The 15228-nt window shown below is 69.4% G+C and carries 14 protein-coding genes; 11 read left to right on the top strand and 3 right to left on the bottom strand.

Annotated features, from left to right (window positions below):
- Window positions 1-17: 17 nt before the first annotated feature.
- From mppP to OG205_RS16080, 10 genes are all read left to right on the top strand, one after another.
- Window positions 18-1166: an enduracididine biosynthesis enzyme MppP gene (gene mppP, locus OG205_RS16125; protein ID WP_330277061.1), complete on the top strand. Its 1149-nt coding sequence runs from the start codon at window positions 18-20 to the stop codon at window positions 1164-1166.
- Window positions 1163-2311, top strand: coding sequence for an aminotransferase class I/II-fold pyridoxal phosphate-dependent enzyme (locus tag OG205_RS16120; protein ID WP_330277060.1), 1149 nt, complete (start codon window positions 1163-1165; stop codon window positions 2309-2311). Before mppP ends, OG205_RS16120 begins: the two co-directional genes overlap by 4 nt.
- Complete coding sequence (gene mppR / locus OG205_RS16115) at window positions 2308-3126, top strand: enduracididine biosynthesis enzyme MppR (protein WP_330277059.1); 819 nt, start codon at window positions 2308-2310, stop codon at window positions 3124-3126. The genes OG205_RS16120 and mppR overlap by 4 nt, the downstream gene beginning before the upstream one ends.
- A gap of 22 nt (window positions 3127-3148) precedes the next feature.
- Complete coding sequence (locus OG205_RS16110; RefSeq protein ID WP_330277058.1) at window positions 3149-4390, top strand: sensor histidine kinase; 1242 nt, start codon at window positions 3149-3151, stop codon at window positions 4388-4390.
- A complete protein-coding gene (locus tag OG205_RS16105) occupies window positions 4378-5028 on the top strand; it encodes a response regulator transcription factor (RefSeq protein ID WP_330277057.1) in 651 nt (216 codons plus the stop codon). Before OG205_RS16110 ends, OG205_RS16105 begins: the two co-directional genes overlap by 13 nt.
- 177 nt (window positions 5029-5205) lie before the next feature.
- Window positions 5206-5976: an ABC transporter ATP-binding protein gene (locus OG205_RS16100; protein ID WP_442916783.1), complete on the top strand. Its 771-nt coding sequence runs from the start codon at window positions 5206-5208 to the stop codon at window positions 5974-5976.
- Window positions 5977-6001: 25 nt separating this feature from the next.
- The gene (locus OG205_RS16095) at window positions 6002-8539 is read left to right on the top strand and encodes an ABC transporter permease (protein WP_330277056.1); all 2538 of its coding nucleotides are present in this window, start codon (window positions 6002-6004) and stop codon (window positions 8537-8539) included.
- A gap of 280 nt (window positions 8540-8819) precedes the next feature.
- Window positions 8820-8984, top strand: coding sequence for a hypothetical protein (locus OG205_RS16090; RefSeq protein ID WP_330277055.1), 165 nt, complete (start codon window positions 8820-8822; stop codon window positions 8982-8984).
- 294 nt (window positions 8985-9278) lie between these two features.
- On the top strand, window positions 9279-9887 hold the full coding sequence (locus OG205_RS16085; RefSeq protein ID WP_330277054.1) for an NAD-binding protein: 609 nt from the start codon (window positions 9279-9281) through the stop codon (window positions 9885-9887).
- Between the two features lie 111 nt (window positions 9888-9998).
- Window positions 9999-10454, top strand: a complete 456-nt coding sequence (locus OG205_RS16080; RefSeq protein WP_330277053.1) for an ATP-binding protein — start codon at window positions 9999-10001, stop codon at window positions 10452-10454.
- Window positions 10455-10969: 515 nt separating this feature from the next.
- On the opposite strand, the gene OG205_RS16075 is transcribed toward OG205_RS16080, so the two are convergent.
- Genes OG205_RS16075 through OG205_RS16065 form a run of 3 tightly spaced genes read right to left on the bottom strand, consistent with a single transcriptional unit; the run spans window position 10970 to window position 13950 of the window.
- Complete coding sequence (locus tag OG205_RS16075) at window positions 10970-12157, bottom strand: cytochrome P450 family protein (protein WP_330277052.1); 1188 nt, start codon at window positions 12155-12157, stop codon at window positions 10970-10972.
- 49 nt (window positions 12158-12206) lie between these two features.
- Window positions 12207-13226, bottom strand: a complete 1020-nt coding sequence (locus OG205_RS16070; RefSeq protein WP_330277051.1) for an NADP-dependent oxidoreductase — start codon at window positions 13224-13226, stop codon at window positions 12207-12209.
- 49 nt (window positions 13227-13275) lie between these two features.
- Complete coding sequence (locus OG205_RS16065) at window positions 13276-13950, bottom strand: TetR/AcrR family transcriptional regulator (protein WP_319974398.1); 675 nt, start codon at window positions 13948-13950, stop codon at window positions 13276-13278.
- Between the two features lie 934 nt (window positions 13951-14884).
- Here OG205_RS16065 and OG205_RS16060 point away from each other — a divergent pair.
- Complete coding sequence (locus OG205_RS16060; protein ID WP_330277050.1) at window positions 14885-15217, top strand: alpha/beta fold hydrolase; 333 nt, start codon at window positions 14885-14887, stop codon at window positions 15215-15217.
- The last annotated feature ends 11 nt before the right edge of the window (window positions 15218-15228 follow it).

Raw genomic sequence — 15228 nt, 5'->3', positions numbered from 1 at the left:
AAGGAGTTCGTGAGCACATGCAGGACACTCGGCCACCAGTGGTCACCGACGACGAGCTGGGCAACCTCACCCAGTTCGAGTTCCTGGCCCTCAGCAGTTCCCTGAACCTCGCGGACGGCCACGCCCGCCAGGACCTGACCCTCGGCCAGCAGCGGGTGGTCGACGACCTGCCGCAGCTCTGGGCCCAGGCGGTGAAGCAGCCGGTCGACGAGATCGAGCGTGAGGCCATCGGCACCTACTTCGAGCTCCTCGGCCAGCGCTCGTACCCGGCAGCGGAGGGACGCGTCCTCAGCTGCTACTCGTCGTCGGTCGCGATGGAGATCTTCGCCCGGTCGCTCGCGACCGTGACGGACCGGATCGCGTTGGTGCACCCCACCTTCGACAACATCCCGGACATCCTGCGCGGTGTCGGGCTGGAGCTCGTCGCCGTCGAGGAGGAGCAGCTGCACGGCGGCGACCTCGATGCGGCGCTGCTCGACTCGGTGGGGTGCCTGTTCGTCACCACGCCCAACAACCCCACCGGCAAGGTCGTCTCCCGCGAACGGCTGGCGCGGCTCGCCGAGCAGTGCGCCCGGCACGACGTCGTGCTGACGCTCGACACGTCGTTCCGCGGGTTCGACCCGGCCGCGCACTACGACCACTACGAGGTGCTGCGGGACAGCGGCTGCCGCTGGGTGGTCATCGAGGACACCGGCAAGCTCTGGCCGACGCTGGAGCTCAAGGTCGGCTGGCTGGTCTCCTCCGAGCACAACGGGCTGCCGCTCGGCAAGGTCTACTCCGACATCCTGCTCGGCGTCTCCCCGCTGGTGCTGCTGATGATCAAGCGGCTCGCCGAGGACGCGGCCGACGGCGGTCTCACCGACCTGCACCGGTTCATCGCGACCAACCGCGCGATCGTGCGTGACGGGCTCGCGGGCGTGCCGGAGGTGACCTTCCCCGACCCGCTGAGCCGCGCGAGCGTCGAGCGGGTGCACCTGGGCTCCCGCTCGGGTCTCGCCGTGTGGCAGGAACTGCGGCAGCACAACCTGTTCGCGCTGCCGTGCGGGCCGTTCCACTGGGCCCGTCCGGAGGAGGGCGGGAACTGCCTGCGGATCGCGCTGTCCCGGTCGGCGACCGCGGTGGAGGCGGCCACCCGGTTGCTGCGGTCGGTCCTGGTGGCCCCGTGACGTTCTTCCCACCCGCCTGGCGCCTCGGCGTCGTGCAGGAGGTGGCCCCGCCCGGCGTGCTCGACCTCGGGCCGGGCTATCCCGGTCCGGACCTGCAGCCGGTCGGACTGGTGCGGCACGCGTACGCGAGGGCGCTGGAGGAGTTCGGATCCGCCGCCCTCGCCTACGGGGACAACGCGGGAGCGCTCCCGTTGCGGGAGGCGCTCGCCCGGCGGGCGCACCTGCCCGATGCCGGCCGGGTGGTGCTGACGGCCGGCACCTCGCAGGCGTTGCACCTGCTCGGCACCACGCTGGCGGCACCGGGGCGGACGGTCGTGACCGACCGCCTCGGCTACGACTACGGGCGGGCGATCCTCACCAGTTGCGGGCTGCGGCTCGCGCACGTTCCCGCGGACGTCGACGGCATGGACCCCGGCGCCCTGGACGACGCGCTGGCCGCGCAGGACACGGCGTTCGTCTACCTCAACCCGACGTTCCACAACCCGACCGGGCAGGTGGTGCCCGAACGCAGGCGCCGGGAGATCCTGGAGGTGACGGCCCGGCGCGGGGTGCTCGTGGTGGAGGACGACGCGTACGCGGAGCTGGGCCTGTCCGCGGCCGCGTTCCCGCCGCCGCTGGCCGAGCTGGATCCCGACGGAGTGATCCGGCTGGGCACCTTCTCGAAGACCATCGGTCCCGGTCTGCGGCTGGGCTGGCTGACCGCCGGACCGGCCGTGGTGACCCGCTTGCTGAGCCACGGGTTGTTCCACAGCGGCGGTTCGCTCAACCACCTGGCGTCGCTGGCGGTGGCCACGATGATCACCGGCGGCGAGTACGACCGCCACCTGGACCGGGTGCGCGACGAGCTGCGCGTCCGTCGTGACGCGTTGCTCGGCGCACTCGGCGACCTCGACGTCACGACGCCGCACGGCGGGTTCTTCCTCTGGCTCCGGTTCGGTCCGGAGCAGGGGGAGGAGGAGCTGATGGCCGCCGCGGCCGCCGCCGGGGTGCGGGTCGCCGCCGGCTCCCGGTTCGGTGCGGGCCAGGCCCCGCGCATCCGGCTCTCCTACAGCCTCAACCGCCCCGCGGAACTCGCCTCCGCGGGCCGTGCGCTCCACACGGCCTGGGCACGCTCCGGGCTACTACACGAACGGATTTCCTCATGACCGCAACGAGTCTGCCCGCACCCACCGGCTACAGCCTGCCGCTGTCGCCGAGCGGCACGTCGGCGATGATCACGCCGCCGCCATGGCACTTCTCCGGTGACGTGATCATGGTCGACTACCGGGTGGACCCGGAGGCCGCCGCCCGGTTCCTGCCACCGGGACTGGACCTCGGTCCCGATCCGGGCGCGGCCGCGGCGGTGTTCGCCGAGTGGCAGTGGTGTTCCGAGTCCAGCGCCGAGCTCGCCGATCCGGCGACCTGCCAGTTCTCCGAGTTCCTGCTGCTGATCGGCTGCAGCCACGACGGCAGGCCCATGGCCCGCTGCCCGTACGCGTGGGTCGACCAGCCGGTGCCCATGGTGCGCGGCTGGATCCAGGGCATGCCGAAGCAGTTCGGCGCGATCCACCAGACCCGGCCCAAGCCCGTGGGAATCGCCGGGCAGCGGCCCGCACCGGGGGAACGCCTGCACGGGTCGCTCTCGGTGTCGGGCAGGCGGGTGGCCGAGGCGAGCGTCGAGCTGACGGGACTCGCGGACGAACCGCCGTTCCTGCACACCGTGCCGTTGGTGCACACGCGGTACTTCCCGGCGTGGACGCCCGACGACGAGCCGGTGAGCGACCTCGTGACGTCGGAGGTCACCGGGGTCGAGTTCACGCCGGTGTGGCGGGGCGAGGCCGACCTGCGCCTGTTCGACGTGCTCGACGGGGACTTCGCGGCGCTGGCACCGGTCGAGATCGGCGCGGGGTACGTGTTCTCCTACGCCGAGACGCTGCGCGGTGGGCGCCTGCTCGCCCCGGCGGCCGATCCGGGAAGATAGCCACCGGGGAGGTGGCACCGGAGTGAAGGCGATCTGGGGAGCGGTGCGGCGCACCGTGCCGGCCATGGTGCTCATGGCGCCCTCGTCGGTCGTGACGGTGCTGTTCCCCCTCGCCCTGTTCCTGGCCGCGCTGACGATCGTCGCGGGCGGGGTGGGTCTCGTCTTCCTGCCGCTGGTGCTGGTGGTGCTGCGGCTGTGGACCGACGCGCACCGGATGCTGGCGGGCCGTCTGCTCGGCCGGCCGGCGCGCAGGCGGTTCCGGCCGTTGCGGGGCGGGGTCTTCAGCTGGTGGCGCGGGGTGTTCGGCGACCGGACGACGTGGCGCGACCTCGCCTGGCTGCCGGTGCAGGTCGCGATCGGACTGCCTCTCGGCCTGCTGACGGTGCTGTCGCTGGGACTCGTGCTCGCGTCGTTCGCGGGCACGTTGTTCTGGTGGGCGCTGCCCGACTCCGACCCCGTGCAGCTGCTGCCGGGCGTGACGATCGCAGACTGGGGCACAGCGGTGCTCAGCGGCGTGCCGGTGCTGCTGGTCTCGGGCGCGGTGCTGGTGTTCGTGCTGCCGAGCCTCGCTCGCTGGTGGGCGGCGCTCACGCTCGCGGTGCTGGACCGCTCGGACGCCGAGCAGCTCGAGGAACGCGTCGAGGTGCTCACCGAGTCACGGGCGGGAGCGCTCGCCGCGCACGGCGCCGAACTGCGCCGCATCGAACGCGACCTGCACGACGGCATCCAGGCCCGGCTCGTGTCGATCGCGCTGCGGCTCGGCATCGCGCGCCAGACGATGGGCACCGAGCCCGAGGTGGCGAGCACGCTGCTCGCGGAGGCGACCGAGGGCGTCGAGGCGGCGATGGCGGAACTGCGCACCATCGTGCGCGGGATCCACCCGCCGATCCTCTCCGACCGGGGCCTCGCCGGCGCGGTGCGGTCACTCGTGGCCGACTGCCCGGTGCCCGCGCACCTCGACCTGGACGAGACCGGCGCGCTGCCGGCGGCGGTGGAGACGGCGGCCTACTTCGCGCTGGCGGAGGCGCTGACCAACGTGGCCAAGCACAGCGGCGCGAAGTCGGTGGACGTGCGGGTGTGCACGTTGGGGGAACGGCTGGTCGTCGAGGTGACCGACGACGGCAGGGGTGGCATCGACGAGGCGGGAGGCAGCGGCGTGGTCGGCATCCGGCGCCGCGTCGCCGCGCTGGACGGAGTGGTGGCGGTGGACAGCCCGGTGGGCGGACCGAGCAGGATCGTGGTGGAGCTGCCGTGCGGGCGGTGATCGCGGAGGACAACGTCCTGCTCGCCGAAGGGCTCGCGCTGCTGTTGTCGCGGGCAGGGTTCGAGGTGGTGGCGAGAGTCGTCGACGGAGAGAGCTTCGTCGAGGCCGCGGTCGAGCACCGCCCCGAGGTGGCGATCGTCGACGTGCGGATGCCGCCGACCTTCCGCGACGAGGGCATCCGAGCCGCCCTGGAGGCGCGGCGCCGCGTACCGGGCCTGCCGGTGCTGGTGCTCTCGCAGTACGTCGAGACCAGCTACGCCTCCGAACTGATGGCCGGCTCGGCCGGCGGCGTCGGGTACCTGCTCAAGGACCGGGTGTCGCGGGTCGAGGAGTTTGTCGACGCACTTGTCCGGGTCGCGAGCGGCGGCACGGTGATGGACCCCGAGGTGGTGCGGCAGCTGTTGACCCGCCGCGCCAGCGACCCGGTCGACACCCTGTCCCCGCGCGAACGCGAGGTGCTGGGGCTGATGGCGCAGGGACAGGACAACACGACCATCAGGAACCGCCTGCACATCACCGAGTCCTCGGTGCAGAAGCACATCGGCGCGATCTTCACGAAGCTCGGCCTGCAACCGGCCGACAGCGGCAACCGGCGGGTGCTGGCGGTGCTCGCGTACCTCAACAGCGAACGCGAGTAGCCCCTGTCCTGCAAGTCTCGGCCGCGACAGTCGCGGCCTCCGGGTCTCTCGACCGTGGCTCTCATCGAACGGACTTGCAGGACAGGGGCTGACCCGATCGGGGGTGTGGCCAGCTGCACCCCCAAGATCGCAGCGGACCCCGATGTCACGAGGCCGCCGGCCGCGTTGACTTGAGGCATGTTCGGCACAAGGGGAGACACGACCGCAACGGTCGGCAGGTCGATCGGCGACGCTGTCACGCTCGTGGACGTCACGATGAACTACGGCACGAAGTACGCCGTGGTGCACGCCGTCCGCCAGGTGGCGCTGGGGTTCGGCCGCGGCTCGATGACAGCGGTGATGGGCCCGTCCGGTTCCGGCAAGACCACGCTGCTGCACTGCGCGGCAGGGTTGATCAGGCCGAGCGCCGGACAGGTGTTCATCGGGGAGACCGACATCAGCAGACTCGACGAGGACTCGCTCGCACGGTTGCGCCGCAGCCGCATCAGCATGGTGTTCCAGGCGTACAACCTGTTGCCCGCTCTGACCGCCGAACAGAACGTGATGCTGCCGCTGCGTCTCGCGGGCCAGCGGCCGGGCTCGGCCCAGGTGCTCGAGGCGTTGCGCCAGGTCGGGCTCGCCGACCGCGCCAAGCACCGCCCGGGCCAGCTCTCCGGTGGTCAGCAGCAACGCGTCGCCATCGCCCGTGCGCTCATCACCAACCCGGAGGTGCTCTTCGCCGACGAACCGACCGGCGCGTTGGACGTCCACAACGGACGCGAGGTGCTGGGTGCGTTGCGGCACCTCGTCGACGTGCGGGGACAGACGGTCGTGATGGCGACCCACGACCCGATGGCCGCTGCGTGTGCGGACCGGGTCGTGTTCCTCAGCGACGGTGTCGTGGTCGCCGAACAGCGGCAGCCCACGCCCGAGTCCGTCGCCGCCAAGCTCGCCGCGCTGGGGGGCTGAGGTGTTCTGGATCTCCGTGTTGTCGGTGCGAACACGCTGGAAGCTGTTCACCGGCCTGATCGTCGTGGTCGTGCTCGGCGTGACGATGCTGGCGGCGACCGGTCAGATGTTGCTCGCCACCAGGGACGCCTCGCTCGTGCGCGACCAGATCGGCGCGGGGCGGTTCGAGGCGACGTCGGTCGTCGTGCGCGCCCAGCAGCGCGCGCACATCCCGACCGACGACGGCGACACCACGTACGACTACGCGCCGCTTCTGCTGGAGGCGCGCCGGATTCCCGCTGGCGTTTCATCCACAGTGGACGCTGTGCCGGGTGTCGGTTCCGTCCTGGCGGACCGCACCTTCTCGGCGAGTCTGGTCGGGGGAGCGGACGGCACGCGGGCAGGGCACGGGTGGTCGAGCGCCGCGCTCGCGCCGTACCGGCTGACCGCCGGCACCGAACCCCGTGCGCGCGACGAGGTGGTGCTGGACGAAGGCACCGCACAGGCGCAGGGCCTCGAACCCGGTGACCGCACCGAGGTCATCACGCTCGGCGGCGTCCGCGAGGTGAAGGTCGCCGGCGTCGCGAAGGGACCTGGCGGGGACGGGCGGTTCACCGACACCGCGGTGTTCTTCACCGACCAGACGGCGGCTGAGCTCTCCGGTGCGGGCGACCAGGTGGACGCGCTCGGCGTGTTCGGCGAGGCGGGTACCGCGCCCGAGGTGCTGGCCGAGCAGGTGCGCCAGACCCTCGGGGATCCGTCCCTGGTGGTCGTGACGGGCGTGGACAGGCTCGATCCCGCGACGGTCAGCGACTACACCAGCGCCGTCACCGACTCGGGTTCCTTCCTGGCGATCACCGCGCTCATCTCGGCGTTCGTGTCGGTCTTCGTCGTCGCGAGCACGTTCGCGTTCGTCGTGGCGCAACGCAGGCGCGAGCTCGCGTTGCTGCGCACGGTCGGCGCCACGCCGAAGCAGGTGCAGCGGATGATGATCGGCGAGTCGGCCATCGTCGGCGTGGTGGCGTCGCTGGCCGGATGCGTCCTCGGTGCCATCGGCGGGCAGGTGCTGGCCGGGCTCACCGTGAGTTTCGGCATCGCGCCGCCCGGCTTCAGCGCACCGGTCGCGCCACTGGCGTTGACGATCGCCTTCCTCGTGGGAGTGGGTGTGTCGGTGCTCGGCGTGTTCGCCGCGTCCCGTCAGGCGGGCAGGGTCGCGCCCGTGGAAGCGTTGCGGGAGGCCGATGTCGAGCAGAGCGTGATGACCCGCGGCCGGTGGCTGATCGGCATCGGGTTCTTCGGCCTCGCGCTGCTGATGATGCTGCTGATGGCACGCGTCGGCGGCGAGGCCTCGGTGGTGTTCGCGATCGTCCTGACCGAGGTGCTGGTCGTCGCACTCGCCGCGCTGGCACCGCTCTTCGTGCCGCCGCTGGTGTGGCTGCTGGCCCGGCCGCTGTCGGCGTGGACGGACGTGACGGGCCTGCTCGCGGGCGCCAACAGCCGTTCGGCCCCGCGCCGGGTCGCCGCGCTGGCGGCCCCGATCCTCATCACCGTGGCGATCGGCTCGTCGATGCTCGGCGTGATCGCCACGACCAGCGCGACGGCGGCGGCGGACGCACGCGCTCACCTGTCCGCGCAGTTCGTCGTGACGGCGGAGAGCGGGGCGGGTCTGCCGCAGGACACCGTCGACAAGATGCGGTCCGTGTCCGGTGTCGAGGGCGTGGCGGGTGTGGTGAAGACGAACGGCTGGGCACCGAACCTCGGTGAACCGGACCAGGTGACCATGGGCGTCACCGACCCCAGGACGCTCGGCACGGTGTTCAAGGTGGCACCGGCGTCGGGCTCGCTGGAGCAGTTCACCGGAGCCTCCGTCGTCCTGACCCGCGAGGCGTCGGGCCTGCTCGGCTGGACCGCGGGCCAGCGCGCGACGGTGTACCTGGGCGACGGCACCGCGGCCGAGGTCACCGTGGCCGCCGTCCTGGCCGCCGACGCGGGCCTGCCGGACATCGTGCTGTCACCGGACATCGCACGCGGCCACGTGCACGACCCGTTGACCAGCGAGGCCTACGTGACCCTGGCGCAGGACGCAGACGCGGGCGACGTGCGCGACGCGTTGGCCGGACTCGCGGGCGTGACCGTGGTGACGGCGGAGGAGTGGCTGTCGAGCCAGTCCCAGAACGCGCAGCAGGACAACCTGATCGCGATCGCGCTCCTGTTCGGCATGGCCATCCTCTACACGGGGATCTCCATCGCGAACACCCTCGCCATGTCGATGGGCGAGCGGACGGAGGAAATCAGGCTGATGCGCCGCATCGGTGCCACGGGCAGGCAGATCACCGGCGTGATGCTGGGCGAGATCATGGCCGTCGTCCTGGTCGGCGTGGTGCTGGGCCTGCTCGTCGCCGCCATCACCATCGTCGGCGTGTGGCGAGGCCTGGCGTCGACCGGCGCCGAAGCTGTCATCGGCGTGCCCTTCCTGCAGCTCATGGGCGTGGTGGCGGCGTGTGTGGCGATCGCCCTGGCCGGCGGGATGGTGCCGACGTTGCGCGCGCTGCGGGTAACGGCGGCGGCCCGGCCCGCCGAATGATCGTGGCGGTGCGCCGGCCTCCCTCCGGCGCACCGCCGCCCGGCCTGCGTGCGGCAGGTGTGAACTGTGGACGGACCGCGCACGGACAGCAGCGAGTTCTCCCAGATGTCCGAGCGGTCAAGCGTGAGATCCGTGGACCGCTGATCCCAGCCGCCTCGTCGACCTGCGGCTTTCTCCTGGCTGGCGCGAGTGGCCGAAAATTGTCGGTGCTCGCCGCTAACGTCCCTCCTGCACCGCTGAACCGGCGGATCGACTTGCTCGGGGGCAAGGGGAGGGATCGTTGTCAGACTGGGAAAGTGCGAGCACGGCGCGGGTGTTGTCACCTGCACGCCCGCGCAAGCTCGCCAAGGTGCCGTTCGTCGAGCTGGCGGACGGGCGGTTGCAAGGGGTGGTGTCCAGTGCGCAGCCGGTGCCCTCACCTTCGCCGAGTACCGCGAAAGCCTGAAGCCGCCGGCTTCGCTGACGTCGAGATCACGCCGACCTTCGAGGCTGCAGAGGGCATGTACTCCGCGATCGTGCGCGCCGCCAAGCTGGCTGCGATGAGCGTGGCGGTTTTGTGGAAGTACATCAGTCTCAATCCGATTCGGAGCGTGAAGGCTCCATCGGTTCCGAGGCGGAAACACAGCACTTGGACTCCAGAACAGATGATTCTCTTCCTAGAGCACGCGCGGCACCACCGCTGGTGCGCGTTGTGGGTTCTTGAGGGGGCGACCGGGTCCGCCGCTCGGAGTTGTGCGGTGTGGAGATTGCCGCCTTCGATCTGTTGAAGAAGGTCGTCCGCATGGCCGCCACCACGCAGGTCATCGCCGGAGGAAAAGCGGTGAAGGGCTCCGGCAAGAGTCAGAAGAGCCGCCGGCTGCTCGCGCTGGAAAGCTTCACCACAGGTGCGCACACCGCTGACCACGTTGTTGTCGCGGTTCTTGACGTCCACGAATCGCAGCGGATCACCGCGGTAGCGCGCTCTGTCAACGACGATGCCACGATCATCGCCGTCGTCCACGGCTCGGAAACTCACGAGACCGTCGACTATCCCGGTGTCGACCACGTCGTGAACGGCTGTCAGGTCGCCGAGTGGGTTCCTGATCTACCAGAGCCGCAGAGCAACGGAAGCGCGTTTGCCGACGACGAATGGTCGGTCGCGGAACGCGCGGTGACGAACGACGAGGTCGGCCGGTCTCCTCTCGACTGTGCACAGCAGGTACTCGCCGTGCTGCGACACGGTCGACGGCGCCGGGTCGAAGATCCAGCCGTGGCGGTGCTGCGTGACGACGACAGATTGCTCGTGGTCAGTCGGGAACGGCCAGTGCCTGATCTCACGCCAACGAGGGCTGCCGCTGAAGAAGCGTAGTGAAGTTACAAGCTCGACAAATCGTGCATACTACCCTAAAGCGGCTAGTTGCAAGTGTGGTGCGAACAGCACGACCAGCGAGACGGTGTGTGCCTGTGCGGAGGCGACCAATTGACGACCGCTCGTGACAGCCCTGCGGCACTGGTACTCGACCTGGTCGTCGATCTGGGCATCAGCCTGTCGGAACTGCGCGCCCGCGTGACCACTGCCCTGGAGAATCTCAGCGAAGACCACTGTTACGACGTTGTTCTCGTCGTCACCGAGCTGGTGAGCAACGTCTTGGACCACACACCAGGCTCTGGTCGGCTACGAATCCTCCGGCACGATGTCCCGTGCGAGATCGTGATCGAAGTTGATGACAGTTCTCCGAAGCAGCCGGTGCACGGGTCTTCGCGATTGGGAGGCACCCGTGGCCGAGGCATAGTTGTCGTGGACAACCTTGCTCGTGAGTGGGGCAGCCGCGTGCTTCCTGGACGCGGCAAAACGGTGTTCGCATCAGTTCCCTGCCCTGAGGACGTGGACTCAGGCGGCGCCTGCGGCTCCCCGGAACACGATGATCCCGGCTGACAGTGCCTGGGCAGTGCCGAGCGGCTCCAAGAGATCTCCAACCGCGCACGAGACCACGTCATGATCTTTTACTCCCCGTCTGGATCTGGTACTGCCCCAGGCGGAGAAACCAGCGGCACGTGACGCGGATTATCCGGGCCTCACTCGAATGGCGGCACTCCGTCGGTAGGGGGTCAGTTACACGCGTCGCCGACACGCGGCCGATCCGGTGGCACGAAGACTCTCAGCGGTGTCGAATCCGACGCGGTCGCAGTGCCGGTAAAGCCCAGGGAAATCGCTGAGGCGCATGAAGGTTCAACGTTCAATGCTCACCTGTCGGACGGTGAATCGCCTGCGGTTCCTGGGACTTCCCGGCGCGAGACGGAAGATGTCGCGGCCACATCGACGAACGTGTCGAACACAGCTGATGGCCAAAGCGCTGGCCGCGTCCGCGAGAGGGATGCGTGCGTGGATCGGGGAGCGGATCAGGCCCTGACAGGCGAGGCGCTCACCGCCGCCCCACGTGAGCGCGGTAGTCACAGCACCACGGGAAGTTCCACAAGCCCGTGGATGGGGACGCTCGCCCGCCACCTCAGGTCCGATGCGGGCATGGCCAGCCTCATGTCCGGATAGGTGGTGAGCAAGCTGCGGAACGCGATCTCGCCCTCGAGCCGTGCGAGGGGTGCACCCAGGCAGTGGTGGATGCCGTGCCCGAACGCCAGATGCCCGCTCGGCGGACGGGTGACGTCGAGCCGCTCCGCCTGCTCGAAATGGTCGTCGTCCCGGTTGGCGGCGCCAAGCCCGACCAGCACGGTGGAACCGGCTGGCACGGTCACTTCGCCCAGGACGACCGGTTCGGTCGTGAACCGGAACGTCGACATGTTGACCGGGCTGCGGAAGCGGAGGAGCTCCTCGACCGCGGCGGGCAGCAGCGACAGGTCTGCTTTGAGCCGCTCGAGCTGCTCCGGAGCGGTGAGCAGGGCCAGCACACCGTTACCGATCAGGTTGACCGTTGTTTCGTGGCCGGCGACCAACAGCAGGAACGCCATCGAGACCAGTTCCTGCTCACTCAGCCGGTCGCTGTCCTCACTGATCTCGATCAGCGCCGACAGCAGGTCCTCGCCGGGATCGGCCCGCTTGGCCGCGACCATTTCCGTGAAGTAGGCGGCCATCCAGCTGACGGTTGCCTGAGCCTCCTCCGGACCGGAGTCCGAGATCAAAGCGTTGGAGTAGCGGCGGAATTCGGCGCGGTCCTCCTGCTCCACTCCGAGTAGCTCGCTGATCACGGTGATGGGCAACGGGAACGCGAACACGTCCAGCAGGTCAACCTTGTCGCCCGGAGAGAGCCGGCCCAGCAGGTCGGCGGTGATCTCCTCGATCCGCGGCCGCATCAGCTCGATGCGCCGGATGGTGAACGCCCTGGTCACCAGCCGACGCAGCCGGGTGTGATCCGGCAGGTCCATCGACAGCATGTGCCGGCTCAAATCTGGCGCGCCGTCAGGCGCTGTGGCCGCGCCTGAGGAGGCACGGTTCTTCCGCACGGTCGGGTCGGCCAGCACAGCCTTGGCCTCCGCGTACCGACTGACCACCCAGACGCGGTGACCATGAGGCGTGACCACCTCGCGGGCCGGTGCCTCAGCTCGCAACGCGGCCTGGACGGAGTGCGGGTCCTGGAAGAACTCTGGCGTGAACAAGCTCGCGGACGCCGTCTCGGTGCCGGACATGGGTCTTCCTCTCGCCTGCTGGTGGACGGAACGACGGCCAGGCCGGTCATTACTCGGTCGTCCGCACGACGACCTTGCCTTTCGCGCGCCGTGATTCGACGCGGGCGAAGGCATCGGCGACCTGGTCGAAGTCGTAGATGCTGTCGACCTTCACACGCAGTGCGCCGTGGTCGATCAACGAGGCGAGCTCGCGCAGGTCGTCGGCGCTGGGACGCATGGACAGGAATTGGTAGGTGTAGCCGCCCCGGCGGGCGCGGCGTCGCAGGCCGAGGGTGGCGAGCCAGAGTCCTGCCTCCAGCAGAGCGGCTCGCCACGGGGCCATCGTGTAGTCGTGCCGGATCGACCCCGGGGTGGGAGTGGCTGACACGGTGACCAGGCGGCCACCTCGTGCCACGACGTTCGAGAGCGCTGCGGCCGACGTCCCACCGACCAGGTCCAGAACCTTGTCGAACCGGTCGCGGCCGCTGTCGACCGCTTGGGCGTGGTAGTTGATCACGTCGTCGGCGCCCAGTTCGCGCAGCAAGGACGTACTGCCGGCCGATGCCGTTGTGGTTACGGAGGCACCAGTGCGCGCGGCCAGCTGGATGGCGAACATGCCGACCGTGCTGGAGCCGCCCGTGACGAGCAGGCGGTCCTCCTGCCGGACGTCCAGCGCGTCGCGGATCGCTTGGAGGGCTGTCGTTCCGGCGAGCGGAACCGCTGCGGCGGTGACGAAGTCGAGGCTGCGCGGCATGGGCACCACCAGTTCTGCCTCGATGGCGACCTGCTCCGCGAGCGCGCCGAGCCGTGCCTTGTCCGTGCGGGCGAAGACGGCGTCGCCGACCGACAACGAGGTCACGTCCGTCCCGGCCGCTACCACCACACCGGTGAACTCGTTGCCGGGCACGAGCGGGAACCTGGCCGGATTGGCGAACCGGAACTTGCCGGACCGCTGGAGGAGGTCGACGGGGTTCAGGCCGATCGCGCGAGTCGCGACGACCACCTCGTGCGGACCTGGAAGCGGCTCGGGCCGGCTGCTGAGGCGGAGCACCTCCGGTCCGCCGAAACCAGTGAGTTCGTAGGCGAGCATGCCGAATCCAAACGGGACGTTGAGGGGATTGCTTCGTCGGTGGCGTGGTTCAGCTGCGCTGTGGGATGCCGGGAAGCCATCGCCGCAACAGCTCTTCGACCTCTGGGCTGGTCATCGGTGTGCCGAGATCGCAGGTGTCCGGCGCTGTACGCAGGCCGTCGATCACGATCCGCAGGTAGCGCGTCCAGGCGCCGGGGTTCACCTCACGGCTGTGCAAAGCGACCTCGCTGATCATCGTCAGGAGCAGGGGAACGTCCTCGGCGGTCACATCCGGTCGCAGCGATCCCTCGGATACGGCGCGGTCGACCAGTTGCCGCACGACGGGCATGATCCGATCGCGGATCCGGGCGAGGTAGCGCGTGCCGAAGTCGGCGCCGAGCTCGATGTCGCGCACACCGCGATCGATGGCGTGCAGCTCGGCGGCACGGTGCAGAAAGCTGACGAACCCCTCCCAGCCCGTCGGCGCGTCCAGTGCCGTCTCGATCGCGATGGCATGTTGCTCCAGACGCTCCTCGAGAGCAGCTTCCAGCAGGAGCTCCTTCGAGGGGAAGCGGCGGTGCACGGTACCGACGCCGACACCGGCCTGCTGCGCGACGTCGTCGTAGGTCGCAGACACTCCGCGTGCCGCGAACACTTCTCGGGCGGCCTCGATGACGCGCTGCCGATTCGCCTGCGCGTCGCGGCGCAGTGGGCGGTCGGATCCGGCGGAGCGCGTGGTGCCCATGCCGACACAGTAGCAAGTGGAACGGTCTATTCCACTTGCTCGCTTGAGCTCGCGTGGGAGTGGCTGCGGCGCTTGGTGTGCCGAGCAGGCGGAATGGCGCGTTCCACTTATGGGGACGTGATGGACATCACGCCACCTGTGCCGATGCCGCGCATCGACGGTGCTCGTTCAGGAGTCACGGATGGACGCATGGGACAGGTGCGCGATCGTCCGTTCGGTCATTCGCGGACCGGCTTCGGCCACGCTGAAACGCGTTATCTCGTGACGTCGCTCCACAATGGCTGGCGCCTGGTTCCTTCTTGCTGATCTGCAAGAACCACGTCCAGGCGACCGTCGGCTGGTTCAGCGGTGCGAGCCTGTCGATCGGCGGGGTCAATCACCGAGGCCGACACGATCATGGCATTCCTCGAAGGCCTGCGATTATGTCGATCGCGCCCCACCAGAACCGTTCTGCCACAACGTTTCCACGATCAATCGGCATAACGGCGGCCTCGGCATAAGACACTTTATGTCGAAGTCGGCATAAGTCGTCGCCTTCCCAGGTCATGAACGGACTGTTAAGCACGTCGGCCGGCTGTCAGTGGAAGGGCGGCTTGTGGGCGGCTCAGGACGAGCTCGAAGTAGCGTTCCTCGGACAGCTCGGCCTGACCGGGAGCCGGTGCCGTGGCAGCCAATCTCCAGGCGTGGTCAGCGTCGTCGGCCGCGCATGCGAGGCAGCTGATGCGGGCCTCGCCGTCTTGAACGATCGCGCGGAACTGGGAGTGGCCAAGTGTGTGCCGGCCGAGCTTGCACCTCGCTGGAAAGACGGCGACCAGTCCGCCAGTCGAGTCGTACCGGTAAGTGAGATTTCCGTCCATTTGGGACGGTTCGAGCAGCCGTCGATCCATGGCGCGAGAACCTACCACCCGATTCGCACGTATGTTCGATTGGATGCGTGGCGCTGCAGGTCCGCGGCGATCTCGGCGATCAGCTCCATCGACTCGCCCCACTCCGGGCTGCCATCACCGGTTCGCACATCTCCGGCCTCGACGAGCACCTCGTTCCCGACGTCATTGACGACCGCCACGAACTGGGCTCCCTCGCGGTGCCGGCTCTGGTGATCGTCGGCAGGCATGACGTCGTGTGCGGAGTTCGCTGGGCGGAGGAGCTTCACAAGCTGATCCCGGACTCCATGCTCGTCGTCCTGGAGAACAGCGGGCACCTCGGCAACGTCGAGGAACCTGACGCCTTCGCGGAGGCGGTTCTCGCCTTCGTCGGCGAGCGGTAGCTCCGGAGCCC

The organism is Lentzea sp. NBC_00516 (assembly GCF_036346835.1).
Classification (GTDB): Bacteria; Actinomycetota; Actinomycetes; order Mycobacteriales; family Pseudonocardiaceae; genus Lentzea; species Lentzea sokolovensis.
The sequence above is the reverse complement of the archived record's forward strand: the minus strand, read 5'-3'. Positions and strand labels throughout refer to the sequence as shown.

What these genes read in the sequence shown, in the direction of transcription:
- mppP (WP_330277061.1), top strand. Translation starts at nt 18, where the DNA reads ATGCAGGACACTCGGCCACCAGTGGTCACCGACGACGAGCTGGGCAAC.
- OG205_RS16065 (WP_319974398.1), bottom strand. Translation starts at nt 13,950, where the DNA reads ATGGGCACCACGCGCTCCGCCGGATCCGACCGCCCACTGCGCCGCGAC.
- mppR (WP_330277059.1), top strand. Translation starts at nt 2,308, where the DNA reads ATGACCGCAACGAGTCTGCCCGCACCCACCGGCTACAGCCTGCCGCTG.
- OG205_RS16070 (WP_330277051.1), bottom strand. Translation starts at nt 13,226, where the DNA reads ATGCTCGCCTACGAACTCACTGGTTTCGGCGGACCGGAGGTGCTCCGC.
- OG205_RS16100 (WP_442916783.1), top strand. Translation starts at nt 5,206, where the DNA reads ATGTTCGGCACAAGGGGAGACACGACCGCAACGGTCGGCAGGTCGATC.
- OG205_RS16075 (WP_330277052.1), bottom strand. Translation starts at nt 12,157, where the DNA reads ATGTCCGGCACCGAGACGGCGTCCGCGAGCTTGTTCACGCCAGAGTTC.